Raw genomic sequence first — 26,241 nt, 5'->3', positions numbered from 1 at the left:
CTCTAAATTACACAGGTGGATAATAATATGGCATCTACACCTAAAGAAATCCAACCAAGTAAAATTCGATTAGACGTTTCAACAGTCTGCCAGCTGAGATGTCCTACTTGTCCTACAGCTAATGGCAAGGTCGCTGCTGCCATTGGATCTGGCTTTTTAAAATATAGTGATTTTAAACAAATTATAGATAATAACTCGTTTATCAAAGAAATTGAGTTATCGAACTATGGCGAGATATTTTTAAATCCAGAACTCATCGACATGATAAAATATGCCTATGAGAAAAATGTTGCAGTATGCGCCAACAATGGCGCTAACCTAAACACGATGACTGATGAGTTAATAGAGTCACTTGTTAAATACAGATTTAAGGGAATTACCTGTTCAATTGACGGCATAGATAATAAAACCTACCAGATTTACAGACAAAGAGGGAACTTTGATAATGTTATAAACAATATAAAAGCTATAAACAGATATAAAAAAAAGTATAATTCTCCATACCCTAAACTTTTATGGCAATTTGTTGCTTTCGGCCATAATGAAGGTTTTGTCGATCGTGCCCGCGAAATGGCTCAGGACCTTGGAATGGACTTTTTTCTAAAATTATCTTGGGGAAATATGTTCAGCGATAAAGTGTTTTCGCCAGTTAAAGATAAAGAGCATATAAGTAAAGAAACTGGATTAGGGGTTGCAAATAGGGATGAGTACTACCAAAAATATGGAGTTAACTATATCAGGCCACTCTGCTTCATGTTATGGAAAAACCCGCAAATCAACTTTGATGGGCGTATGCTTGGATGTAATGTGAACTTTTGGGAAGATTACGGCAATGTTTTCAAAGATAATCTAATCTCTGTTTTAAACAACGAAAAAATGAGTTACGCCAGATCGATGTTGATGGGTAAAAAACCGGCCAGGGATGATATACCGTGCGTAAAATGCAAGCTATATAACACAATGCTTGAAGATAAACATTGGATCTCATGGGAAGAGATTAAGAGGAGTGGAAAGGTAACGCATGGATCGATATCTGTGTGAAAAACGTTACTTTGCAGTTTAATGTTGCCAAATGACAACAACTCAAAATTTTTAGTGGCTTAGTGAGTATCGAGTTCAAAATCCTAAAAAGTAGAAGCCGTTACTTTATGGTGGATTAACGATAGAGACCCTGTGAGTACTTTGCCTCTGGTGAGATATGAAATAATTCCATTAAAGCTATTTTTAAAAACTTTATATTGGTTGAGTATCTAATTACAGGATAAGGTATTATTGATAATAGGAGCAATAATATCTTCATGGAGTAGTAATAGTATTGCTTCGGTTTACACTGACTTAAGATATTTCGGGCGGTTTCTGAGTTTCCTGACAGTATATATCTTGCAACACGAGGGGTCTCCTGTCTGAAGATGAATTCATTGAGTGGCCCAATAAAATCAGGCCGAACTTCCCCATTTATTATAGCATTACGAGCAGTCTCGATAAACGGCTCATCATAGTCTATTGGACGTTTTAGATCACTAAGGCGATTAACTGCGTCCCCGTGATATATGCCCCCTAGTTTCCAACTAAAAGCAACTGGATATTTCAGTGCAATTTTCCCGAACAAATCAACATCATGTGCCCATCTATATCCCGGTGGGAACCCACCCAATTCTATAAAAATACTCTTGGGGACGGATAATAAAGAAGTACGGACTGGAGAATCTCCAAAAGCTAAAGATTTGAAGAAGTTGGGGAGTAGTCCTTCCCATGATCGAAAAGGTATATATTTATATTTGGGCCAAGTAAGCTTTCCATCGTGGGTCGATATTTGGTAAGCTGTAGTATACATACCAGCTTGAGGGTATCGCTTTCTCAATTTCAAGATTATTTCTATGTAGTTTTGTGTCCATTCATCATCTGCATCCAGAAAAGCAATCAGATTTGCTTTAGCATACTGGACACCCACATTTCTTGCTATCGATGCGCCCTGATTTTTCTGTTGGATCAAACGAATCCGAGGGTCATTGAAATCCATAACAATCTTCGTTCCACCGTCTGTAGAACCATCGTCCACAACAATTACCTCAAAGTTATAGAATGTCTGGTTAAGAACCGAATTCAATGCCCGTGCGATATGGATACTTTTATTATAGAGTGGAATGATGATCGATATTTCTGGCACGATCATAAATCTTGTCTTCCTGATTTGTAAATATAGTCATTTTTAATATTAAATTTAATTTTATACTTAACTTTAATCCAATTTTTAATTAGAAATTTACATTATTGACTAATAATTTGTAGTATTTATATATATAAGAAATTTTTCGTAAATAAAAGATAAATAGATTAAAAGTAGATATTTATATTAAAAAATTTACCTAATTTGTCTTTTTATACTTGACATTAAGTATTTCTCAAAAGCCTGTCCGATACTCTCATTACTAGTATCACGAAAAATTAATTATGGAACATAATATTTGAGTAGCTTCTCAGGGATAAGGGATTCAGGGTTTCAGATGCTCTAAAATTAAATTTTCATGACACTAGTCTTCAAAATATCGTTTGTAAGGCTTTCTATGAAGCCACATATATATTCCTTAACGCGTCAGTCTGGAGGGCGCGACTGAAGCATATTAAACAGTAATACTTTTGGTATTGTTAACTAATTATAGCTATCTCTTTATTTCTATGTTTCATCAATAGAAGAACAGAGTACTTTAGCATTTCAATACTCTTCGTATAACATTTTGTCTTTCGTCTCAACCTTGCCAGAAAGTGCTTCAATATGCCGTTATATCCTTCAACTGTATACGTTTCGGCTTTGGATTGAGTATGAATATTTTCTGGAAGAAACTCTGCATATGCTCTCCAGTGATCTGTCATCACCTCTCCAATCTCTTTTTGCTTTAATTTTTCCCATATTAGTTGTCCAGTTTCCGTTCCTCTGCTGCCAAAAGAGCAGTTGATGAATTTTTTCCCAACTCTATCAACAGCAATTCAGATCCAGCAATATTTTTTTTGTTACCGATGTAAGTGTTCATCTCATCCATTTCAACAATAGATATCTCATTTTCGCTTTTTAGGTCCTCCAACTCCTGACCAAATTTCTTTATCCATTTTTGGACAGAAACATGACTTACTCCTAAAAATCTTCCTATTGAGCGAAATCCTAACCCTTCAAGATAGAGTTGCAAAGCCTGTCTCTTAACAGAAGGGGAGCTAGCAGTTGATTTTACCTCTACGGTATAATTATATCCACAATCATGGCATTTGTAGTGTTGACGTCCAAATACTATACCATTCTTTTTGTGAGTGGAACTATTACACCTTGGGCAGTTCATATAGAAATATAGGTTCTCATAATATATAACTATAGTTAACTACCAAAGCCTTATGTCATAGTGATAATAATATGATTTTTAATTTTTTATATACTAACCGACTTGATTTTTAAAATTCATTTACACTTTTTGATATGCCTTGATATTTCACAGAATAACTGCAATCAAACCCATCAGTTACTTTTAATAACTACTTTCACGTTTCACGCACGGAGTTTTATATTCATTTCCTCAACGTTATGGTACGAATATCATTTCGAGTTTACAATTATCAACCTATTCCGGATCACCAATGTTATACGCTTTTGAACTTTCTGGAGAACATGAAGAACTGCCCGCTGCCGAAGTATTTGCCTGCCTCAGAATTGAGGGACTTGATTTTCGGACCCATACTATTATTGACCAGTGCTTGGTAGTGGAAATAACTGGCAAAGAAGAGGATGTGGAAAAAATCCTTCGAGGCCCGATAACTGACAGGCTGGCAATGACCCACCATATCCTGAAGGTTGTTGGGATCTCCGAAAATACTCCGGATGCAATCCTGAAACTTGCAGAAGCCTTTGATTCATCAGGCTACATCAGAGAAGGACAAAGTTTTGTGGTCAGAGCAAAACGAATCAAACACCATGTGGATTTTCCGGGCGAGTTTCTTGAACAGAAAGTAGGAGGATGCATTTACAGGAAAGGCTTTCGGGCAAACCTGAAAGACCCGGACGTGGAGTTCAGAGTGATCCTGAGTGAAAAAGCTGTGTTCGGAACTCTCCTGTCCTCTATCGACAGAAGTGCATATGAAGCCAGAAACCCCCAGAATAAACCTTTTTTCCATCCTGGTGTCCTTATGCCGAGGGTTGCCCGCGCCCTCGCAAACCTCTCTGGAATAAAGCCAGGAGAACTCTTTATGGACCCATTTTGCGGCACTGCAGGAATTATTATTGAAGCCGGGCTTATGGGAGCAAGGGTTATAGGAATCGATGCTCAGGAAAAACTTGTTAAGGGTGCCCATATGAACCTTGAAGCCTTTAAACTGGATTACGCCCTGATGGAAGGAGATGCCTGTAGGGTTCCGTTAAAAGAAGAAACAATAAATGCAGTCGTCACTGACCCGCCCTATGGCAGATCGGCAGCAATTCTCGGAGGGTCCTTGGAAGAACTCTATTCCTGTGCTCTTAGTGAGATCGAGCGTGTCCTTAAGCCCGGAGGCATCGCAGTTGTAGTTTCGGATAAAGCTGCAGCGGAATATGGGGAAAAGGCAGGGCTTAAGGTTCTTAAGATTTATTCCCAGAGAGTACATCGAAGCCTTACCCGGACAATAACTATTTTTCAGAAAAAATTAAAAAATGAGAATGGGAAGCGGGAATGAAGAATCAAACCTACATTCAGTAGGTAACCTGTAACCTGTTTTTCTTGATAATTTTATTGATAGCGTTTTTGCTGGAAAATATATTATCCATGACATTAAAAGCACATTATCCATGAAGCTAAATATTATTGCAAAATACATTTTTGTTTATTAACTGGGGGGAGTTAAAAAACTGATAATCTTTTCTACCTGGAAGGTGTATAAAGATTATGGGTAAGTAATTAATCTGCGAAGAGTGATCCTATGGCATTGCCTCCTTTAAAAGACCGAAGCCGTGGTTATGAATTTGCAGCAAGCGAATATAATCTTATTTTTAGAATAGAAAATACGGGTTATGTCCGGTACAAAGATAAGGAAAAAGGAATTTTCTATCTTGATCCTTCTCCTTATTATAATGACCCTAGAAACCAGATTTATGTGGTAAAAAGCGGGGAATTTCCACCAAAGGACAAATTAGTAGAAGTTGCTGTGACGGAAACCGAAACATTTTATGGACTTAAAGAGCAGAAACTTGACCCAATTTTAGTTAAATACATAATTGGCTGGAAAAACATAAATCCAAATAAAATTCGGGCTAAAGACTTAGCAAGTACAGAAGAGTTTTTGGAGTTTTTATCAACTCCTGTGAAAAATCCAAACTTTTACAACATTGAGGATTTTCGATACTGTTTGGGTATGTGTGCAATCTCAGCCCCTCAAATAACAGACCTTGAGAAAGGCGGAGTAAACACCGTAGCTCTGGATACACACCGGGATCGACAGAAATGGGCCGCTTTTAAGAGGATATTAGGAATTGTCCCTCAGGAATTTCGACGGCCTTCTTCCAAGAACTTTTATAAGTTTCTGGAAAATAATGAGGAAATTTATCCTCTTAACAGTCGCGAAGTTAATTTATCTTATTTTGATGTAACCGATGTGCCTATTCACCTTCCAATTCCTTTAAACATGGCATTCAAAACATATGGGGAATATAAGAAAAGTTTTGAAGAATACCTGCCTATAGCAAGAGCATATATGGTTAACTCTCTTCTATTCCAGCCATATGTTCCTGAAAAAGTAGAAAAGAGAATGGAAAATGCAATGTACTTTATTCTGGATGAAATATCTTCAAGGGAAGACATTCCGTATTATCAGGACATCGGATCGGTTATTCCGAAATTAGCTACTTCCTTTGCCAGACTTAATTTTAAATCCTGGGTAACACTTAATGATTTGAAAACAAGTACAGGACTTTGGTCAGATGTAATGGATGGGTCAAGACATAACGTAAGTGAACTTAAAAAAATGTCAACAAACTCTCTGTATAGATTGCCTTCTGAAGCAGAAGTCCTGCTTAAAGAAATAACAGAACTGGATGATGCAGGAATTCCTCTTTTATTAAGCACTGTCAGGAGTAATACAAAGCTATTCGATTTTACTTTTGATAATGCCTTAAGGAAACTGAAGGTAAACGGATTTATATATTTTCCAAGCGGTGAAAAGATAGGGCTCGTTCATTACTAACGTTCTTCTTACTGTTCTTCTTACTGTTCTTCTTACTGTTCTTCTTACTGTTCTTCTTACTGTTCTTCTTACTCTATCGATGTTTATTGATTTTAACAATTATTCAGCCTATATGAAGTCAATTTACTGCCAACGATTTCAACTTAAAGCATATCCGAAAAGATTGAGATTCAAATACCAACCAGTGAAAATGAAAAATGGAATCAGTAGCCAATAATTGAGGGAAATTGATTTTGAGAGATATGTCTATTGAATTTAATTAAAGAAAGCTATTGATATCGTCTTACTTCGGATAAATACTATATAAGTACAATCAAAAAAAAGTACAATCAAAAAAAGTACAATCAAAAAAATTAAAATCAAAATGAAATTCAAAATGTTAAGAATCCATGTAAAGGCACTTTTTACTCATGGGAGATCAATTCTTCTAGCACTTCTGCCATGACCCTATGCCTGAGGATACGTTTCTGGTTCTGATCACCTGCTCTCCTGATAGAGTAATTGTCTTCAATCCATTCTATTTTCTCGTTATAATTCACTTTCAGGAGGGTCAATCCATAAGCAGGAGCAGATTCGATTCCTTCTTCATAAATCTCCGGATTCAGCATCTGGAGCAGCCAATCGGTATCACGTACTCCTTTTCCGATCATGGAAAGGGCGGTCACAATTTTCCGGACCATATTCCAGAGGAAACTATTCCCAACAACGTCGATTTTTATAAGTTCTCCATCTATGCGGGCATCGATCCTTTCTATGGTTCGAACCGTACTTTTTTCTCCATTGGTTCGCGAAAAGTTTTCAAAATCGTGCGTTCCGAGCAGAAATTTTGAAGCTTCCCGGATTTTGGAGATATCATACTCTTTTCCGCTCATTACATAGCGGTAGTGTCTGGAAACCGCATCTCTTCTGGCATCAAAGCTTAAGGGCACTTCCGCGTGGGCCCAGACCCAGATTCCTGGGGTAAGTTCGGAATTTATTACCCTTGGAATTGCCAGGTTCAGTTTATCCGTGTCAAAGGCAACAACCTGTTCAAGGGCGTGAACCCCGGCATCAGTTCTGCCGGCGCAGGTATAATTCGCAGACTTGGGGCTTTCTATAATCCCGAGATTTCGAAGAGCCTTGAAGAGTTCTCCCTCCACAGTCTCAACATTGGGCTGGATCTGGGAGCCGTGAAACTCGGTGCCTATGTATGCAAGTTTTAAAGCGACTCTCATAAGAATCTCTACTTGGCTTTTTTCTTATAATAGACTTCTCTTACAATCAGTACGACTACTATAAAAAGACACCCTAACAGGAACCAGAACCCAGGGTGAAGAAAAAGCATGTCATAAAGCCCATGAATCCCGCTTGCATGAGATAACCCTTCAGGCGGAATAGATGAGCACCCCGGTACAGAGTTTAAACCATCCGGGGTGGACATCGGGACTTCAGTAACTCCTTGAGTAGTGCCAGCTTCCAGTCCAGAGGACAGATTTCCTTCTCCAGATCCCAGAGCCTCAGAGCTTGTATTTGCAGCTCCTTCGGGCACCTGCTGGTCGAGAGCTATTTTCGGGCTTACGTTATTGCTCTCGTTTATTCCCAGTATCATTTGCTCTGGAGAAGAATTGTCAAGTGTTTCCATTGTCCTCATTCTCAAAGGAGCAGTTGCATCAATTACCCGTTTTGCTTTCATATAAGCTGAAAAATACTCTATACCTGCGGCTGCAAAAAAGGCAGCTCCTATTACTCCGAGGTACTTTTGCAGCAGGCTTACGAGAGAGAGTTTGTCTATAGAGCTTTTCGAAGGAACGAGGACAATCAGTTTTTCGGCTGACTCGTAGATCTTTACTTGCCTTCCTTTCTTGCTCCACTTTATTTGTTTGATCTTTATAAGATCGGACTCTATAAGTGAGTCAAGATTATACTTGACAGTAGTAAGGGGAAGCTCCAGCTCCTCTGCAATATTGGTTGCAGACATGCTTTTTTTTCCGAGCAACTCAAGAATCTTTATTGATGTTTCATTGGAAAGGATTTGAGTGATCTTTCTGGATTCCCCATTTACCGGGAGAACAAGCACCTTGCCACCCTGCTCCAGCTGCTCCGATCCCGGCAAGGAGTCGCTGGTTGCCGATAAACCATCCTGATCTTTGAGCTCGTCCATAATTACTTCCTGGATTAAAAACCTGTCTATTTTTACCTCAGAGTCTAACCTTAGTTTGCGCGAATCAATATAAAGTTTTATTTTTATGGCAGAATATTCATTCACTACTATATCTAGATATAGAATCCAGACCTTAACCTTAAATAGAACATTGTATATACTAATCTAAATTTTCCGCTGGTACCAATCATGATCACAAAACAGCAGGTTCTTGAATTTCTGAAAAATTACGATTTAGAAAACATTACAATTGCAACAATTTGCTCCCACTCTAGCCTTCAAATTTTTGACGGAGCTCGGAAAGAAGGCTTCAGAACTCTGGGAATCTGCGTCGGCAAGCCTCCAAAATTTTATGAGGCTTTTCCCAAAGCAAAACCCGATGAGTACCTTGTCGTCGATAGCTATGCCGATATAATGAATAAGGCTGAGGAGCTTAGACAGAAAAACACCATTATTATCCCACACGGCTCAGTAGTTGCTTACCTTGGCACGGAAAATTTTGCAGATATGGCCGTACCTACTTTTGGAAACCGGGCTGTGCTCGAATGGGAATCAGACAGGGATAAAGAGCGTGAGTGGTTGCTCGGAGCAGGCATTCATATGCCCGGAAAAGTCGATGATCCTCACGATATTAATGGGCCTGTAATGGTCAAGTACGACGGGGCAAAAGGAGGAAAAGGTTTCTTCGTCGCAAAAACCTACGAAGAGTTCGAAGAACTTATAGACCGGACCCAGAAGTACACGATTCAGGAATTTATCACCGGGACCCGTTATTACCTTCATTACTTCTATTCCCCTATCCGAAACGAAGGATACACTTTAAGCAAGGGCAGCCTTGAACTTCTGAGCATGGACCGCAGGGTAGAATCCAATGCGGATGAAATTTTCAGGCTCGGTTCCCCCAGAGAACTCGTAGGAGCAGGAATCCGCCCGACATATGTAGTCACAGGAAATATGCCCCTTGTAGCAAGAGAATCCCTCTTACCCCTCATCTTCTCTCTTGGAGAAAGGGTAGTTGAAGAATCTCTTGGCCTCTTTGGCGGGATGATAGGGTCTTTCTGCCTTGAGACTGTTTTTACGGATACGCTAGAGATTAAAGTGTTTGAGATCTCGGCCAGAATTGTTGCAGGAACAAACCTTTACATTTCAGGTTCTCCTTATGCCGACCTGATGGAAGAAAACCTCTCAACCGGAAGAAGAATAGCCAGGGAAATCAAAATCGCAGCCCAAACAGGCCAGCTGGATAAGATAATATCCTAAACAAATAGTTCCATATAATTTTCTGAGACATTCTAATATTTACTTTTCAGGGTTGAGCTAAGCTCTTAACCTTTATATTTTAGAGATTCTGAATTTTTAGAGTTTTAGTTTTTAGAAGTGAGGATATCCCAGAAAAGGCATCATGTCCATTGGAAATTACATGGCATTTAACCACTCGCTGAGAGCTACCGTTTAATGAGAAGGTGAGAGTGACTTCCCTACCATATCCTACATATTACATATTAATTTTGAGATAGGCACTCCATAAAACCCAGATTGATCACATAGGAAGGAAAGTCTTCTATATCACCACGCTTCAATGCTTCATAAAACATCTGACAAACACCGTTCGGAGCGTAAAAGTCTCCAGTCGATATGTAAGGAGTTAGCCTGCATGACCCCCCACATACACTTAAAAACGGACAAATTCCACAAATTTCTTTGATCTTAGTGATTTCCAACAATCGCAGTTTCCTAAATAGAGGAGAGTTATTCCACAGATATTCCAACGATTGTGATTTTACATTACCTGCCACAAGATCTGGTCTACCACCGGAGAGTCCACAAATAGTTACGTCGCCATTACTTTGTATTCCACACTGATGATGCATCCACCCACACGAAGGAGAAATATGGAATAAGTCGTCTGGATGAAGAAGTAATGGTGGAATATTTAATTCTACGTATGGATTTACTTTTCTGGAAACGTGAACTGCCTGAATAACCTTTTGAATTTGGCTCAAATCAAGACTTAAAGGACTTCCTTTCGCTCTACCATAATCTGTGCTAAGAAGAGTAAAACGTAATAACAACTCTCGTTCATAAGAATATCGTATTAAGAAAGGTATATCCTGAAAGTTGCTTTTATGCAACACACTGTTAACTTGAATTTCATATCCATTTGCTAGCAAGAGATCTATTGCTTTTGTCACTCGCTTGAACGTTCCATTAACACCAACAATTTTATCAAAATTTTGTTCAGATGCATCTAAACTTATTTGAAATATTATATTTTTAAATTTTGTTAACTTTTGAATAGTTTTTTCATTTATCAATGTTCCATTTGAACTAACTGATAAGTCGTATCCATAATCATCGAAAACGCTAAACACATCAAACCAATCTTTACGAAAAAAAGGCTCACCCCCAGATAGAAGTACCGAACTTGCACCACACTTTCTCCCGTCTGAAGCTATACGTTCAATAGTATCTAAGGATAGTTGGGCTTGATCAACTGGATGACCAGAACCTGCATAACAATAATGACAGTATAAATTGCAACGATTTGTAATATTATAAAAAATTCGAACTAATTTAGACTTATATAATTCCATTTCAAAGTCCCCTCAAATATTAAAAAGAAAAAAGAATAATGAATCTCAGATTCATTCTTTAAGAATTTCAATGACTTTGGTCATTGCTTTATCAATCTCTGCGGATGACCCCTTATTCATCGCAGGATTAATCACATCTTCACCAAGTGATTTACTTTTGCCTGCACCACAAGCAACACACCACATATTAGAACCACTTTTTTGAATCAGTGCTGAAACTGTGGGAGATGTAAGCAAATCATTTATTGTTTCTTTAGAAGTAAATTGACGATATATTTCCGGATCTCTGGACAACAAATCTTTTGACTCTGCAGCCCCTGCTCCGCATGCAACACACCAATCGTCTTCAGAATTTTTAGTCTTTAGAAATTCTTCAATCTGTCCTTTCAATAAAGTACGCTGCTTTTCTGTAAGTTCCATTTATACCTTCCCACCTAAACTATTTATTTTACTAAAAATCCTACTTTCGGCTGCAATTGTTTTTTATTAATTTCGTTCCAACTCTCTTTTGCCACTGCCTTATGTAAGATACACTATAAATGTATTAATTAATAATAAATGTAACTATTCAGCCTACATAAAATAAATTAAAGCTACATATCACCCTTTATACTAGTTACAATACTTATTTTATTTAACTGTTATTAAGTAAATTATTTTAAATAGTTTTCAATCCGATACTATCTGATGCCTAAAATTGAAAATAAAGAACTAAGGCCTGTTTTTCGGGGGAAAAATACTGGGGCGCTGCGTGTACTTGGAAGTGAAGAGAACCCTGGAAAGGGTCTCCTGTCAATTGGAAATTACATGGCACTTGACCACTCGCGGGGAGCAGCCGTTTATCTTGATGCCCTGAAGCCTCATGCTATTTTGATCTGCGGGAAAAGAGGATACGGAAAATCCTATACCATGGGCTGTTTGCTTGAAGAACTTGCTTTTCTTGAACCGGCCATTAAAAAAAGACTTGCATCCGTTGTTATTGACACTATGGGGATTTTCTGGACGATGAAGTATCCAAACGCTTTTGAAGCGCGGAAGCTTAAAAACTGGGAACTCACTCCAGCCGGGCTCGATATTGAGATTTTCGTGCCTGTGGGCAAGGTTGAAGCTTATAGGGAAAGGAATATTGATGTAAAGCCATTTTCCATCCCGATAAGCGAACTTTCAGGAAGCCAGTGGTGCAGGATCTTTAGTATCGAAGAGGTTTCTCCTCCTGGAATTCTAATGGTAAGAGCAATAGAATCCCTCAGAGAAAAAGGAGAAGCATATTCTTTTGAAGAAATTCTCCGCGAGATTGCCGGAGACCCTCGCTCGGATGAGGCTTCAAAAGGAGCTGTAGAGAATTACTTTAGAGCAGTAAATTCCTGGGGCCTTTTCTCAAAAGAAGGAACAAAACTGTCAGATCTCGTGTCGGGAGGGAGAACAACTATCCTTGATGTGAGTACGCTTGAAAACGAAAACGTCTGCGCTGCAGCAGTATCAATTATTGCAGGTAGACTTTATGAAGCAAGACTTGAGGCAAGAAGAACCTACGAAAAAAAACTTATGGGAGAAAAGGCTCATAGGGAAGAATTTCCCATGGTCTGGCTCTTTATAGATGAGGCTCACATTTTCATACCCGCAAAGACTGAAGGCCTTGCTTCGAAGGTACTTATTAACCGCTGCCTCAGACAGGGCCGGCAGCCTGGCCTTTCCCTTGTCCTGGCAACCCAACGGCCTGCAAGCCTGCATCCGGATGTTGTTTCCCAGAGTGACCTTCTTATCTGCCACCGCCTTACGGCAAGTGATGATATTCTTGCTCTGGAAACTTCACGGCCTCTTTATATGCAGGAAAATCTCCAGGCATATATTAAGAAGATGGGAAGTGAAAGAGGGGCTGCCCTGATAGTGGATGACCATTCCGAGTCAGTTCATCTTGTGCGCATCCGCCCGAGGCTAAGCTGGCACGGAGGAGGGGAACCAAGTGCTTTTGACTCTCATCTCAAAGAAAAAAGCAATGAAAATGCCGTTCAACTACAAAAGTAACTCATTTTGTAGATTTTCGGGGAAAACTCAGGATTAAGAGAATTGGAATTGTTAACTAATTTTTGAGTCATGTTAGAAAATAATATAAATATTACCTGTGATACTTCAACCCTGTGAATGCAGCTAAATTCGGGCTGTAAAAATTCTAATGTAGCTGCATTTAATTGCAACAAAAGACCGGTGATGTTATGAAAGGAAGAGCCTGGAAGTTCGGAGACGACGTGGATACGGATGCAGTGATTCCCGGAAGGTACTTGATTTACAATACCCCTGAAGAGCTTGCAAAGTACACGTTTGAAGGTGTACGCCCCGAATTTGCAAAAAAAGTTCATGAAAATGATATCGTAGTCGCGGGAAACAATTTTGGTTGCGGCTCATCGCGTGAGCACGCGCCCCTTGCCCTGAAAGGAGCAAAGGTAGCCTGTGTAATTGCAAAATCTTTTGCAAGGATCTTTTTCAGGAACTCAATAAATATCGGAGTTCCTGTCCTGGAATGCCCTGATACTGACAGGATTGACGATGGAGACGAGCTTGAAGTAGACCTGTCCACAGGAGTTATTGAAAACAAGACAAAAGGTGAAACCTACCAGGCAACCCCTCTCCCTGATTTCGTGCGTGAAATCGTGGATGAGGGTGGACTTATCGAATATGCCAGGAAACTGGTCTCTGAACGCTAAAAAACAGGAAATCTGTCCTGAGACAGCCCTGTCCGCGTTTGAGATCTCGCAATAAAAAAGGCAGTTTTGCCTGTAAATTTCAAAGGAGTGTAAATATGACGCAGTATAAGATTCCGGTCCTCCCGGGCGACGGGATAGGCCCAGAAATTATCGCCGAAGGCAGAAAGGTAATAGATGCCGCTGGCGAAAGATTCGGTTTTGATGTAGAGTGGATTGAATACCCGCAGGGAGCAGATCATTATCTTGAAACGGGAGAACTGATTTCGGAAGATACCTTAAAGGAGCTATCCGGATACCCTGCCATTTACCTTGGTTCCATCGGAGATCCAAGGATTGCCCCTGGCGTCCTTGAGAAGGGAATCTTATTAACTGCACGCTTTTATTTTGACGAGTATGTTAACCTTCGCCCGATAAAACTTCTTGATGGGGTGTGGACCCCTCTCAAAGACAAAACCTCGAAAGATATCGATTTTGTGGTTGTCAGGGAAAACACCGAGGACTTCTACGTAGGGGTCGGCGGTAGAGCAAAAAAAGGAGCGAGCAAAGACCTTCTTGAAGTAAAAAGAACGCTCTACTCTGCAAAATTCGGTCTTGATATCGAGACTGACAGCGAAGAAATAGGATACCAGATAGGCCTTATCTCCAAGGAAGGTACAGACAGGGTTATCGAGTACGCCTTTGACCTTGCCGAGAACCGGAGAAAACACGTTTCTTCCGTTGACAAGGCAAATGTGCTTTCCGATATCTACGGCTTCTGGAGAGAAGAGTTCAATGCAATTTCTGCAAAACATCCCGGCGTTACTACAGACTTTAATTTCGTTGATGCCGTCACAATGTGGTTTGTGAAAAACCCCGAATGGTTCGATGTGGTTGTAACCCCGAACATGTTCGGAGACATTATTACTGATCTCGGAGCCATGATCCAGGGTGGCCTTGGCCTTGCTCCCGGTGGAAACATCAACCCGACAGGCACGAGCATGTTCGAGCCGATTCACGGTTCAGCTCCGAAGTACAAGGGACAGAACAAAGTCAACCCGATTGCCACAATCTGGGCAGGTGCAATGCTCATAGAACATCTCGGAGAAAAAGAAGCCGCAGACACCATAGTTAATGCAATCCAGAAAAACATTCTGGACAGCAAAGTAAAAACCTATGACATGGGTGGCAAGAGCACAACCTCAGATGTCGGAGACGACATTGCAAGGATAATAAAGGGAGAATAATTCAATTCTCCTTCCCTATATTTTTTTACTATTCCTTGCTCATCATTTTTTGCTCATCATTCTTTGCTCATTATTCTTTGTTCATTATTCTTTGCTCGTTATTCTTTGTTCGTTATTCTTTGTTCGTTATTCTTTGTTCGTTATTCTTTGCTCATCATTCTTTGCTCATCATTCCTTGTTCATTACTACTTTTTCATCAGCCGTTACTCTATTTTTAATATGTCTGCATTTAAATATCATATACGAGTCAGAGATAACAACAGATATATATTTAGTGTGTGATACTTATATAGGAAGATTTAGTTGAAAGGAAAAAACCAATAATTGGGGTATATCTGTGATCTCCATTAGACTTTTCAGTGATGATGAGAATCTAACTTACTGGAAATAAAGAAATTGTGTTCACAGAGCGATGAAAACTGTGCTCTGGGCGTAGATAAGAAGGATATAAGAAGGCAGAAGAAAAAGTCCTGGAAATGGGATTAAGTTACACCTATGCCTATGTGTACGAGTCGAATAACGCTTCCAAATCTTTATTCGGTAAGATGGGATATTCCAGCGTGGGAGATATTAAAACGCTAGCAGTTCCAACTTATAAAAAGTCGGATATATCACCAGAATATTCAATGAATCCTGTTGATGGGAAAGAACTTGGTGATGCAGTCGCCCTTATTAACGAATATAATTCAGGATTTCGATATTTCTTGCCGTTTACAGCTCAAACCTTTGAAGAGTGTTTGAAAGCCATCTCCTGGGTATGGACTGGAGAATTTCTGGGTGGCCAGAGACGAGAATAATAAAATCGTAGCCTGTGCTGGACTATGGGATAATTCTAAACTGGGGAATTTATATTACGTTAGAGAACCGACCGCAATGAAGATGATGATATCTGCTTTTGGAGTCCTGAACCATATTACAAAAGTACCGAAAATTACAGCCGAAAGATAATATTTGAAATTATTTTATATCGCTGATCACGCATTTGATAAACAATGACCTGAAGCTCTGCTGGCTTCTTCAAACAGTTAAGTAACCTATTAATCGATATGAAACAGGATTACCTTATGACCGCAACAGATCCGGATGATGATTTTCTTGCAATAATGAAAAAACTGAAACCGCAGATCAAAACCTGGAGTATATTTGCAAAATCGTTTGAAGGGGACTTGCCAGATTTCAGTCCTTATTATATAGATATCAGAGACATGATTCCCTGAGAGTAAGATGGATAATTTCCTTAAGTGACTTGGAATAAAACAGGTTTTGAGATAGCCTCGTAAAACTCTTGGATAAAAACGTAGAAATTCCCGTGTGGGGAGTTACATAATCGTCAACTACTAAATAAAGTTATATATGTTAATATCGTATATTATCATATGAAACTTTTTAACATAGTGTTCGGGAAAACAAATTTGTTTGATATGAAATGTGAATACACGTCGAAGTGTACTGCATATAAAGATGATTCGTACACATGTACAGAAGCACTGGATAAAAGTTACTGTGGAATTTATAAACTTTTCTTGAAAGAAACATGAAATATTATACATAGAACCATGTTAAGAACCATATTGCGAATACTCAGAGTTACAAAATATTCAGAGTTACAAAATACTCAGAGTTACAATATATTCAGAGTTACAAAATATTCAGAGTTGCAAGGTTAAGCTGACAAAACGCCTTTTTTCTTGTTTTAATAATGCATAGTTTTTGTCGTAAAACGGTGAATCGAATTTGAAGAAAATTAAAATCAGACTCGAGAGCTCTGTACTAAAACCGGTCGTTAATACTATATGGAAAAAAATTAGGTTGAAGTTATAACCTCCAGGTTAGAGCCAGGTGGTTTTACGCTTCGTTATATAATACAAAAAGACTTCAAAATTAAACATTAGACATTATATTAAATATTGGCTCACTTTTTTGTCAAGTATTATTTTGGTTTTTGTCAAGCACTATTTGTTTTTGTCAAGTATTATTTATGTCTTTTAGATAAATTGTATTGTGACATAATCTGTTAATTAAATTTCTGTCATGGCTTACGACCAGTACTCCAATATTAAGTTCTTCGACGATATTTAAAACGATATTCCAGATTTGAGCTTGAGTAATAGCGTCTACCATTGTAGTAATTTCATCAGCAATTAAAAACCTGGTTTTAGGGCTTAAAGCTCTTGCAAGGGCAAACCTCTGAAGTTCTCCTCCTGAAAGCTCATTGGGCCATCGGTTAAGCCAGTTATTTTTTATTCCAAATGCCTCTATAATATCCTGTGAAACAAGGTGTCCTTCGTTTAGAATATCTTTCATTCTCCATTTAGGGTTTACAGCTTTTTCCGGATGTTGAAAAACGAGCTGGACCGGATTATAGCCTTTTGACGGGATTTCTTTCCCATCTAGACTTACCTTCCCCTGATACTTATTTTCGTAGCCTGCTAAGATCTTACAGAGAGTTGATTTTCCGCTTCCACTATCCCCGATCAGGCCCAGTACTTCTCCGTTGCCCAAAGAAATATTAACATCCTTTAAAATCAAGTTATTTGTTTTATACCCGAAACTTATGTTCTCACCTTTAAGACGCATTATTGCACCTCACCATCCCTCCATTGACCTGTTTCAATTGAGGAGTTCCCTGAGAACAGCTAGCTTTCTTTTTGGAACATCTTTCATAGAAAATGCATCCGTCAATGACTTCATCCTGCATCGGTTGATGGCCTTTGATTGCCTGGAAGTTGTTCTGGGGAAGGGCATTCCAGAGTGCACGGGTATACGGGTGTCTTAGGTTCTCACCATTATTTTTAAAGTCTTCAACATTAGCTACTTCCAGGACCGTACCTGCATAAAATACTGCGATTTTATGGGAGATTTTTAATGCAGCTTCAATGTCATGAGTTATGAGTATCACTGCACACCCCTTATCTGCCATGTCTTTGAAGTAACTCAGGGTCTCATTCAAAGTATTTTCGTCTAACCCTGGAGTTGGTTCATCCGCAATTACGAGTTTTGAAGAGCTTATTACAGCAGTCGAAACCAGAACTCTTCGAGCCATTCCTCCTGAGAGCTCATGAGGGAGCATTCTTTCGACATCGGGTTTTAAATCGTATCTCCGAAAAATTTCTCTCTGAAGTTTCTTCATTAAGCCTTCTTTTTCTTTTTCAACGCATCCTATTACTTGATTTGAGATTTTCATTAAAGGGTCAAGATAGGTTATAGCTTGCGGGATCAGGGCAATTTCTTTGCCTCTCATTTCTTCTTTTCTTTCCTGGGTAAGTTCTTCGCCATCGTATTCGATCTTGCCTTCTAGTTTTGCGTTTGAAGGCAAAATTCCTAAAATCGCATGAGCCAGAAGACTTTTACCTGAGCCGCTTGACCCTACAATAGCCAGAATTTCACCTTTATAAGCCTGGATACTCAAATTAGAAATTACTTTCAGTTCAGTCTGTCTAAGCCCAAACGCATATTGAGTAAACGACAACGAAAGATCTTCTACGTTCAACAGAGCTTCAGTTTTTTTCCGTTCCCCAGCAATTGTTTTATCCCTTTTTCCAGTAACTGTTTTATCCTTTCCAGCAACTGTTTCAAGTCTAGTAGCTAACTCTTTTTCAGGGTTTATTTCAGCTTTATTTCCCATATTTCACGCTCTCCAGATCTAAATCTAACATCTTTTTTATTCAGTACATTTTAGATCCAGCATTTCTAATCCAGCACATTTTGAATCTAGTAAATTTTGAATCTAGTAAATTTTGAATCCAGCATATTTTGAATCTAGTTAATTTTGAATCCGGCACATTTTGAATCCAGCATATTTTGAATCTAGTAAATTTTGAATCCGGCACATTTTGAATTTAGTAAATTTCGAATCTAGTAAATTTTGAATCCAGCACATTTTGAATCCAGTAGATTTCAACTCCAGTAAATTTCAACTCCACTATATTTTGAATCAAGTAACAAAAGAAATTTATTCATGAGCATTTTTCGGATTCATCAGCTTTCCTAAACTTTCTCCAATCATATCAAATGCCAGAACTACAATTAACAGCGACAATCCCGGGAAAAATGCAAGCCACCAGTATCCTGCTGAAAGATACCTCATAGATTCGGAAAGAATTATACCGATTGCCGGTTCATGTGGTGAAAGCCCGAACCCCAGGAATGTGACTGAAGCTTCGTGCAAAATCGCATGTGGAAACATTAAAATCGTGCCTAACAGTATCTGGGGAACCAGATGAGGTAGAATGTGTCTTGTAGCTATCCACCATTTTGACCTGCCAAGATTCCTGGAGATATGAATGTACTCCTGGGTTTTCAGTTGCTTGATTTCTGCTCTTACGACCCTTGTTAAGCTTGGCCAGTGCGTTAATGCAACTCCGGTAATAACTCCTGTTGCTCCTCCTCCCATTCCGATGGAAATAAGAATTATTAAAAGCAGATGAGGAATTGAAAGAAAGAGGTCTACCAGCCACGACACAAAGGAGTCTGCAGTTTTTCCTGCACTTGAAAGTAATCCTAAAATTACGGTCAATACAGTGCTGATTGTAGAAGCAAGCCCTCCAACCAGTATACTTAAACCCAGTCCTTCCAGAGTCCTTATAAACATGTCTCTTCCCATCCAATCTGTTCCGAATGGGTGTTCCAGAGAAGGAGCAAGGTTTTTAGAGCCGAAATTGGTATGTAGCGGTTCCTCACCTAAAAACACGCTGGAAACCACAATTGAAAGTAATAAAAGTGAAGTGAAACCTATTATCAGAAGCGTTTTCTGCCTGAGATTTAATCCTCTAAATAGTCCCCTGTTAACTGTCACAACAGTAGTGCTCACATTAATGCCTCCTGTTGCTTTATCCTGGGGTCAACAAATTCATAGATAATATCAGCAATCAGGTTTCCGAAGAATACAAATAAAGTGCTGAAGATGACTATTCCCAAAAGCAGTGGTACATCGGATCCCAGTCCTGCTGCCACTGCAGTCTGTCCGATTCCGGGATATGAGAATACCTGTTCAACCAGAACTGTGCCCCCGAACAGTTCACTGAATCCTAAAAACTGCAGGGTAATGGCCGGAAGTGCAACGTTTCGAATTCCATGCCTCAATACAAGATCCAGACCTTTTTCACCTCTTGCCTTTGCAAATAAGACATAATCACTGGAGAGGACTTCGATTAATTTTTCTCGAGTGAACATTGTAATTTTGGCAATGTCTAATAAACTCAAAGTTAGTGCCGGGAGAATTAAACGCTTGAACCAATCAAAAAACGTTACATTGTCGGCTGTAACCCCTATAGGTACACGTAATCCTATTGGGAACCAGCCCAAATATACTGAAAACACTATTAGAAGAACCAGTGCTAACCAGAATGTCGGTGCAGCAGCCAGAGCGTAACAATAAATTTTTATTGCCTTATCGACCCACGTACCTTGCTTCGCGCCCGCTATTATTCCTAAAGCAAAACCTAAAATTCCTGAAAATAGCCAAGAAATTCCCATTAGAACAAGGGAAGCTGTAAATCGTTCTTTAATGACATCAATAACTGGAACCCTATAAATCAGTGAAGTCCCAAAGTCTCCTTTAAGAATATCTCCAGCCCAGTTCAGGAACTTTTCCTGCGGAGGGATATTAACCCCCCAGTAAGCTTCAAGTTTAGCTTTGTGTTCTGCGGTTACTGGCATTTCCCCGATATAGGCTCTAACGGGATCTATAGGCGAATACTGTATAAGCATGAAACTTGCAAGACAAACTATAATCAAAAGGCTTGCCAACCTGAAGGCCTTTTTTCCGATGAAGCCCGCTATTTTTTCATTGTTTGACACGCTACTCCCTCATACATATTATTCTATAATGCTGTCCATTTTAACGTAAATACCAATTTGTGAACGGTTTCAGGGATTAGTAGGAGTTTTCGCAATTTTTAAAGCTAAAATAAGATTAAATCCGGTAAAACAGGTGTTTTATACCTTTTCCAATCGGTCACATCAAACCCATCTGTGGACAAAAAGAAAGGAAAAATGAATAACTGAACATGCAATAACTGAACATGCAATAACTGAACATGCAAGATCAGAATTAAAGGCTCAGTTATTCACTAATTACGGAATTGATTAATTGCTAACTACAGGATTAATCACTAATAGTTAATTTTTCGCCGTCTTTTTCATCCTCAGTTTTACTAAGAACTTTAGGGAACGGTCCTCAGCCTTACTGAGAGACTTTCATGACCGTTCCTTTCCAAAATCCAGTTTCGGTTTAATTTTATGTACGTTTCCACTCCAGGATATTACCGAAGATATTGGCACCATGAGGCTGGATTTTGGGAGTCCCGAAATCTATATCCTCGTCCATAATGTACATGTAATTAATAGTTGCAATCCAGAGCCAGGTAGCGTCTCCTTTTTCAGAAAATCCTGTTGTTCCATCCCAGGCAGCCAGTTGCCAGTTTTTATTGGCAGTATCCTGATCAGTGCTAGTTATGGCTGTCTTTAGATAGTTGTCCACGACCGAATTGTTGTATAGTATTATATTGTTGTAGTTTGAAGGGTCGTAGCTTTTGCTGTAATATCTCAGGTATAAGTCCGTTGGATCCAGCGAACCGTATCCGAAAACTACAGGAGTTGAATGCGCCAGGGTATCAATCTCGTCCCAGCTCTTACCTTCGACTTTAATGTTTATTCCCAGTTCTTTAGCTTCCTCGCTCAGTGCAACGGCTAAGGCTTGCCTTTCCTGGGCGTTTGAGGAATACAATAAGGTAAATTCTGCTTTCGTTCCATTCTTTTCAAGAATGCCATCACCATCGGTATCTTTCCAGCCGGCGTCCGCTAAAAGCTTCTTTGCTTCGTCTACTTTTCCGTCTTCGAATATAGCGTCCTTATTGCCCCAGGGTAGTTTGTCCACACCCGTAAATTCCTCTTCACCCTGCCCGTTTAATGCTCCATCGATTAAGGTCTGCCTGTCTATTCCAATGTTCAGAGCTTTTCGTATCGCAGGATCGGAGGTTACATTATTTCCGATTGAGTAGCCATTTTCCGTTTTCTTTCCCGTGTCGGGCTGCATTGGGAAGGTTATTCCCCGAGCATCAATGGAACTAAGGGACACTATTTTCATTCCATCTACTTTCTGATCAGCGTAGGAAGAAGGAATTTCAGCTATGTCAACCTGTCCTGATTTAGCTGCCGCGAAAGCCGTGTCGGACTGCATGAAGAGTAAAGTTAATTTTTTAAAGTAAGGTGCCTGACCGTAGTAATCCGGATTTGCTTCAAAGATTGCCTGCTGACCTTTATCCCATTCTACAAATCGATATGGGCCTGACCCAATCGGATTTTCTCCGTAAGTATCATTATAGGCATGTTCAGGCACAATCCCGATAGCTACAAGCTTGTGAATAAAAGTCGTCTGCGGATCGTTTAATGTGAATTCAACCGTGTAGTTATCGAGGACTACCGCATTTTTCAGTACTGAGAGATCGACTCCACTCGAATTTGCTGCGGTATTAAACGTGAATGCTACATCTCTGGCAGTTAAAGGTACCCCATCATGGAATTTTACGTCATCTCTTATATTAACAGTCCAGGTAAACCCATCGTCACTAACAGAATAATTTGTCGCTAAATCTGTGATAAGAGACCCATTACTGTCCTTTTTAAAAAGAGTACTTTGGACCAGCGGTTCATGACTATAACCCCATCCGGTAATCGGGTTAAAACCGGTTTCCGGCTCTCCGCCATGTGTTCCGACAGCTGCTACCAGCTCATTCGAGCCCTGGGAAGTTGATTCTTTTGAATCTCCAGAAGCTAACTCATCCGAGCCCTGGGAAGTTGATTCATTCGAATCTCCGGGAGCTAACGCATCTGAACCTTCGGAAACCGATTCATCCGATACTCCGGAGGCCGGACTAGCTGGCTCGTCACCAGGCATGAAAGCAACAGCAGCAGCAATAATTATGGCTATTGCCCCTATTAAGATATATTGCTGATTTTTCTTGATTAAAACTCCTCCGTTCTTGTAGTTATATTAAATTATTGCAATAGGATTACCTACCAGTAGTGTTTTCAGTAATCCCAAATCAGTTAAATAACACTTTTTTGAAAAAGCATAATAATACGGCAATACTTTTTTGACAAAAATTAAGATGAACAAGACTAGACCCGTTTTGCTATAAATACATTCCTAAATATATGTAATACTAATACAATAATTCTATAATATTAAATAATACAAAATAATATTTTTATTCGTTTGTTAGTTTTGGATTGAATTCAGTGTCTGGATGAATAAAATAGTTTAAATTCAGTGTTTTTAAAAAATAGTAAAACCATCATTGAATTAAGCCGGGCTTTAAATCTACTTAGAACGCTTTTAAATACAAAAGTTAAATAGAAAGAAAGGCATATATCAGAATGTTTCCAAACCGCTAGAAACCCTGTTTTTCTTGTATTTATAAAGGGTTTGATAATTTTCCAACAAGAATTTCAACTCCATAAAAGGACTCATTTCAGGCCTTTTCTAGCCAAATAACGGAAATTTTTGCCCTATTCGTGAGCAAGATCCACTAAAACAAGGATTGAAACTCGATTCATTTAGGATGTACTACGGCATACATAAATTCGTGAGCAAGATCCACTAAAACAAGGATTGAAACCCGGTATGTCTATCCTATCACCTTTTTTAAGATTCGTGAGCAAGATCCACTAAAACAAGGATTGAAACCAGTCATCTTTTACACATCCTATTTTCATCAATTGTTTGCTTTGGCATTCGTGAGCAAGATCCACTAAAACAAGGATTGAAACGATATTACGAGTAAAAGGAGAAAACAAAGATCAAATTCGTGAGCAAGATCCACTAAAACAAGGATTGAAACAACTATACGCGAGGGAGAGGTACATAGAGTATATTATTCGTGAGCAAGATCCACTAAAACAAGGATTGAAACGACAACGCAGATGAAGCAAAAGCTTACGTAATCCCAATTCGTGAGCAAGATCCACTAAAACAAGGATTGAAACCGAGAACATAAATTCCGGTAGCATCCTTTTTTGTAATATTCGTGAGCAAGATCCACTAAAACAAGGATTGAAACCTTTTTCAGCTACTTTATCTGGAAGATCTTTTAGAGTATTCGTGAGCAAGATCCACTAAAACAAGGATTGAAACGATATTACGAGTAAAAGGAGAAAACAAAGATCAAATTCGTGAGCAAGATCCACTAAAACAAGGATTGAAACTAGGTATATATACATTGTTATCATTGTTGTCATTATTCGTGAGCAAGATCCACTAAAACAAGGATTGAAACCCCAGGAGATAAAGAAGGGGAGGTACCAGAAGATGATTCGTGAGCAAGATCCACTAAAACAAGGATTGAAACTTTGTTCATCAGATAATTTAACATATTCACAAAGTGATTCGTGAGCAAGATCCACTAAAACAAGGATTGAAACTCTTTTTGACATTCAAAATCTGTTTGCAATCTAATTCGTGAGCAAGATCCACTAAAACAAGGATTGAAACTCCATTTTTAAATAAACTGGAGGATCATACATTAATTCGTGAGCAAGATCCACTAAAACAAGGATTGAAACTTAAGTTCACGTATAATTAGATACTTAGCTCTTTTATTCGTGAGCAAGATCCACTAAAACAAGGATTGAAACTTCCGGAAAGTTACATCAGAAGAACCTCTGCAACGATTCGTGAGCAAGATCCACTAAAACAAGGATTGAAACCTTACAAATGTGTCATTATGTGCTAAGGCTGTAAGGATTCGTGAGCAAGATCCACTAAAACAAGGATTGAAACCTACAGCCTTTGGGCATACATTCCCAGAGAACTCGATTCGTGAGCAATGCTTTTTAAGTAAGTTGTGTATATACTATTCGCGATCAAGATCCAATAAAAAAGGAAATGATTGAAACTTTTTTATTTTTTACTAAGTATATCAGGCGATGGAAATGCTAGATTTCCTTAAAAATTTATTTGGTAGTAAAAATAATAATCAAACCCGAAGTAGTAAGCCAAAATATGGTAAGGCGTTTGGAGATAGAGTTATACACTGTAACGTGGCTCGCATATTTACCGGAAAAGTAACAAGTGTAGGTAAATGGGGTGATGATTACGAGAAAAGTTATAGGTATAATATAATATCGGGTAAAGTTAAAATTAGAAAGTTAAAAGCTATAACATTACATAGGAGCTGGGGTGGCACAATTAAGTTTTTTATGTTTTATCCTGTTACTGGATATGCAGAAATAGAAGCTGACGGTACAAGAATTATGTTACACAAATATAATGGATACGGAAAAAAGATGATTTATAAGCAGAAGTTAAGATTATGATTTTTACTTTTACTAAGAACCTATCCGAAAAATCCTGCTGCTCTGAATGTTATCCATGCACATGCGAAATGAAGCATAGCAAGGTAATTCTCGATTTTCTTTTCCCATCTAATAAGCAGTCTTCTGAATCTGTTTAGCCATGAATGTGTCCTTTCTACAACCCACCTTCTTGCCCTAAAACCTGGTATCTCTATTCTTATGTTTTCTTCTCCACGACTTTTGATATGGGCGGTATAACCATATTCTTTGACCAATTCTCTGATATCAGGAAAATCATATCCTTTATCCATACACATGTTCTGAATTCCCTCATCTGGGAAAGGTCTTTCAAAAATAATGGCATCCAACGTCCTTTTTACAAGCTTTTTATCGTGACGATTTGCTCCATCAACAGTTACTGAAAGTGGTATACCTTTACCATCTGTTAAAATACTCCTTTTTGTACCTTTCTTGCCGCGATCAGTTGGATTAGCTCCGGTTCCTGATCCACCTAATGGTGCTTTTGTCATAGCACCGTCAATTGCTTGCCACTCCCACTCTAATCCATTCTTATTCTCGTACTCCATTAGACCAGATTGCCACATTTTTTCAAAGAAGCCAGATCTTTGCCATTCTTGAAATCGATCATGAACAGTGCTTGGAGCTCCATAAAATCGTGGCAAAGATTTCCATTGGCAACCAGTACGAAGAAGATACAGTATACCACTTAAGATTCTCTTATCATCTTTTCTAGGTCTTCCAGGCTTCTTTTTAGATTTAGGGAGAGGTAATAATGGTTTGATTTTATTCCAGAAGTCGTTAGAGATCTCGTAGTCATGTCCGTTTTTTCGTGTTGACACTAATAAATATTACCATAAAATATAGGTATTCTACTTTTCGGATAGGCTCTAAGTGAGACGCTTTTATAGTAATATTCATCAGTTTGTGAATATGTTTATTTTTAACTTAACACTCGTGAGCAAGAGCCAATAAAACAAGGATTAAGGCCTGTACAAGCCGAAAAAAGATTAACGTTTGAGTCGTCATCTCCTGTATTAATTCTCCATAAGTATAAAAATTTGTAATATGAAAAA

Annotated in this window: 23 protein-coding genes and 1 CRISPR repeat array; of the genes, 11 read left to right on the top strand and 12 right to left on the bottom strand. The window is 38.8% G+C overall.

Translation table 11 applies throughout. The features are described 5' to 3' along the window. The first annotated feature begins 27 nt into the window (after nt 1-27). Nucleotides 28-1,041, top strand: coding sequence for a radical SAM/SPASM domain-containing protein (locus MSBRW_RS18175; RefSeq protein ID WP_011306335.1), 1,014 nt, complete (start codon nt 28-30; stop codon nt 1,039-1,041). A gap of 115 nt (nt 1,042-1,156) precedes the next feature. Here the strand turns inward: MSBRW_RS18175 and MSBRW_RS20585 are convergent, their stop codons facing one another. After that, on the bottom strand, nt 1,157-2,173 hold the full coding sequence (locus tag MSBRW_RS20585) for a glycosyltransferase family 2 protein (RefSeq protein WP_011306336.1): 1,017 nt from the start codon (nt 2,171-2,173) through the stop codon (nt 1,157-1,159). Between the two features lie 473 nt (nt 2,174-2,646). Further along, nucleotides 2,647-3,329 (bottom strand): IS1 family transposase gene (locus MSBRW_RS21530; RefSeq protein ID WP_085983082.1). Its coding sequence is split into 2 segments (ribosomal slippage): nt 2,647-2,969 and nt 2,969-3,329, totalling 684 coding nucleotides; the frame shifts between segments, so codons are not numbered across the junction. Between the two features lie 292 nt (nt 3,330-3,621). On the opposite strand from MSBRW_RS21530, the gene MSBRW_RS18155 reads away from it, so the two are divergent. Both MSBRW_RS18155 and MSBRW_RS18150 read left to right on the top strand, forming a co-directional pair. Then, complete coding sequence (locus tag MSBRW_RS18155) at nt 3,622-4,689, top strand: TRM11 family SAM-dependent methyltransferase (RefSeq protein WP_011306338.1); 1,068 nt, start codon at nt 3,622-3,624, stop codon at nt 4,687-4,689. A gap of 243 nt (nt 4,690-4,932) precedes the next feature. Beyond that, nucleotides 4,933-6,192, top strand: coding sequence for a hypothetical protein (locus tag MSBRW_RS18150; RefSeq protein ID WP_011306339.1), 1,260 nt, complete (start codon nt 4,933-4,935; stop codon nt 6,190-6,192). 404 nt (nt 6,193-6,596) lie between these two features. Here MSBRW_RS18150 and truA read toward each other — a convergent pair whose 3' ends face one another. Together truA and MSBRW_RS18140 are read right to left on the bottom strand one after the other, a co-directional pair. After that, nucleotides 6,597-7,406, bottom strand: coding sequence for a tRNA pseudouridine(38-40) synthase TruA (truA, locus tag MSBRW_RS18145; protein WP_011306340.1), 810 nt, complete (start codon nt 7,404-7,406; stop codon nt 6,597-6,599). Between the two features lie 8 nt (nt 7,407-7,414). After that, nucleotides 7,415-8,332 carry an ArsR/SmtB family transcription factor gene (locus MSBRW_RS18140; RefSeq protein ID WP_011306341.1) on the bottom strand — a complete coding sequence of 306 codons (918 nt, stop codon included), beginning with the start codon at nt 8,330-8,332 and terminating at the stop codon, nt 7,415-7,417. Nucleotides 8,333-8,521: 189 nt separating this feature from the next. Here MSBRW_RS18140 and MSBRW_RS18135 point away from each other — a divergent pair, with 189 nt between their 5' ends. Continuing rightward, nucleotides 8,522-9,592 carry a formate--phosphoribosylaminoimidazolecarboxamide ligase gene (locus MSBRW_RS18135; protein WP_011306342.1) on the top strand — a complete coding sequence of 357 codons (1,071 nt, stop codon included), beginning with the start codon at nt 8,522-8,524 and terminating at the stop codon, nt 9,590-9,592. 242 nt (nt 9,593-9,834) lie between these two features. On the opposite strand, the gene MSBRW_RS18130 is transcribed toward MSBRW_RS18135, so the two are convergent. Beyond that, the gene (locus tag MSBRW_RS18130) at nt 9,835-10,926 is read right to left on the bottom strand and encodes a radical SAM/SPASM domain-containing protein (RefSeq protein ID WP_011306343.1); all 1,092 of its coding nucleotides are present in this window, start codon (nt 10,924-10,926) and stop codon (nt 9,835-9,837) included. Between the two features lie 51 nt (nt 10,927-10,977). Continuing rightward, on the bottom strand, nt 10,978-11,346 hold the full coding sequence (locus tag MSBRW_RS18125) for a hypothetical protein (protein ID WP_011306344.1): 369 nt from the start codon (nt 11,344-11,346) through the stop codon (nt 10,978-10,980). Between the two features lie 267 nt (nt 11,347-11,613). Here MSBRW_RS18125 and MSBRW_RS18120 point away from each other — a divergent pair, with 267 nt between their 5' ends. The 6 genes from MSBRW_RS18120 to MSBRW_RS22735 all read left to right on the top strand — a co-directional run bounded on the left by MSBRW_RS18120 (nt 11,614) and on the right by MSBRW_RS22735 (nt 16,068). Next, nucleotides 11,614-12,951: an ATP-binding protein gene (locus MSBRW_RS18120; protein ID WP_011306345.1), complete on the top strand. Its 1,338-nt coding sequence runs from the start codon at nt 11,614-11,616 to the stop codon at nt 12,949-12,951. Between the two features lie 188 nt (nt 12,952-13,139). After that, nucleotides 13,140-13,628: a 3-isopropylmalate dehydratase small subunit gene (locus MSBRW_RS18115; protein ID WP_011306346.1), complete on the top strand. Its 489-nt coding sequence runs from the start codon at nt 13,140-13,142 to the stop codon at nt 13,626-13,628. Between the two features lie 95 nt (nt 13,629-13,723). Then, nucleotides 13,724-14,851 carry an isocitrate/isopropylmalate dehydrogenase family protein gene (locus MSBRW_RS18110; protein ID WP_011306347.1) on the top strand — a complete coding sequence of 376 codons (1,128 nt, stop codon included), beginning with the start codon at nt 13,724-13,726 and terminating at the stop codon, nt 14,849-14,851. 476 nt (nt 14,852-15,327) lie between these two features. Further along, on the top strand, nt 15,328-15,648 hold the full coding sequence (locus MSBRW_RS18105; RefSeq protein WP_048102679.1) for a hypothetical protein: 321 nt from the start codon (nt 15,328-15,330) through the stop codon (nt 15,646-15,648). Further along, the gene (locus MSBRW_RS22740; RefSeq protein ID WP_155398366.1) at nt 15,629-15,799 is read left to right on the top strand and encodes a hypothetical protein; all 171 of its coding nucleotides are present in this window, start codon (nt 15,629-15,631) and stop codon (nt 15,797-15,799) included. Before MSBRW_RS18105 ends, MSBRW_RS22740 begins: the two co-directional genes overlap by 20 nt. Nucleotides 15,800-15,915: 116 nt before the next feature. Then, nucleotides 15,916-16,068, top strand: a complete 153-nt coding sequence (locus tag MSBRW_RS22735; protein ID WP_157209479.1) for a hypothetical protein — start codon at nt 15,916-15,918, stop codon at nt 16,066-16,068. Between the two features lie 748 nt (nt 16,069-16,816). Here the strand turns inward: MSBRW_RS22735 and MSBRW_RS18100 are convergent. The 5 genes from MSBRW_RS18100 to MSBRW_RS18080 all read right to left on the bottom strand — a co-directional run bounded on the left by MSBRW_RS18100 (nt 16,817) and on the right by MSBRW_RS18080 (nt 22,748). Beyond that, on the bottom strand, nt 16,817-17,428 hold the full coding sequence (locus tag MSBRW_RS18100; protein ID WP_011306348.1) for an ABC transporter ATP-binding protein: 612 nt from the start codon (nt 17,426-17,428) through the stop codon (nt 16,817-16,819). Continuing rightward, on the bottom strand, nt 17,418-18,476 hold the full coding sequence (locus MSBRW_RS18095) for an ABC transporter ATP-binding protein (RefSeq protein WP_080565337.1): 1,059 nt from the start codon (nt 18,474-18,476) through the stop codon (nt 17,418-17,420). The genes MSBRW_RS18100 and MSBRW_RS18095 overlap by 11 nt, the downstream gene beginning before the upstream one ends. Before the next feature lie 327 nt (nt 18,477-18,803). Beyond that, nucleotides 18,804-19,661, bottom strand: coding sequence for an ABC transporter permease (locus MSBRW_RS18090; protein ID WP_011306350.1), 858 nt, complete (start codon nt 19,659-19,661; stop codon nt 18,804-18,806). After that, on the bottom strand, nt 19,658-20,650 hold the full coding sequence (locus MSBRW_RS18085) for an ABC transporter permease (RefSeq protein ID WP_011306351.1): 993 nt from the start codon (nt 20,648-20,650) through the stop codon (nt 19,658-19,660). Before MSBRW_RS18085 ends, MSBRW_RS18090 begins: the two co-directional genes overlap by 4 nt. Nucleotides 20,651-21,089: 439 nt before the next feature. After that, complete coding sequence (locus tag MSBRW_RS18080; protein WP_011306352.1) at nt 21,090-22,748, bottom strand: ABC transporter substrate-binding protein; 1,659 nt, start codon at nt 22,746-22,748, stop codon at nt 21,090-21,092. A 616-nt stretch (nt 22,749-23,364) separates the two neighbouring features. After that, a CRISPR array of direct repeats spans nt 23,365-24,632; the repeat unit is 37 nt; unit sequence ATTCGTGAGCAAGATCCACTAAAACAAGGATTGAAAC. 146 nt (nt 24,633-24,778) lie between these two features. On the opposite strand from MSBRW_RS18080, the gene MSBRW_RS18075 reads away from it, so the two are divergent. Beyond that, entirely contained in the window at nt 24,779-25,168 is a 390-nt protein-coding gene (locus tag MSBRW_RS18075) for a hypothetical protein (protein WP_155398364.1), read from the top strand. A gap of 20 nt (nt 25,169-25,188) precedes the next feature. Here MSBRW_RS18075 and MSBRW_RS18070 read toward each other — a convergent pair whose 3' ends face one another. Further along, a complete protein-coding gene (locus MSBRW_RS18070) occupies nt 25,189-26,007 on the bottom strand; it encodes an IS5-like element ISMba5 family transposase (protein WP_011306353.1) in 819 nt (272 codons plus the stop codon). Nucleotides 26,008-26,241 lie beyond the last annotated feature (234 nt).

Origin of the sequence: Methanosarcina barkeri str. Wiesmoor (genome assembly GCF_000969985.1) — an archaeon.
In the GTDB taxonomy this organism is placed as follows: Archaea; Halobacteriota; Methanosarcinia; order Methanosarcinales; family Methanosarcinaceae; genus Methanosarcina; species Methanosarcina barkeri_B.
The sequence above is the reverse complement of the archived record's forward strand: the minus strand, read 5'-3'. Positions and strand labels throughout refer to the sequence as shown.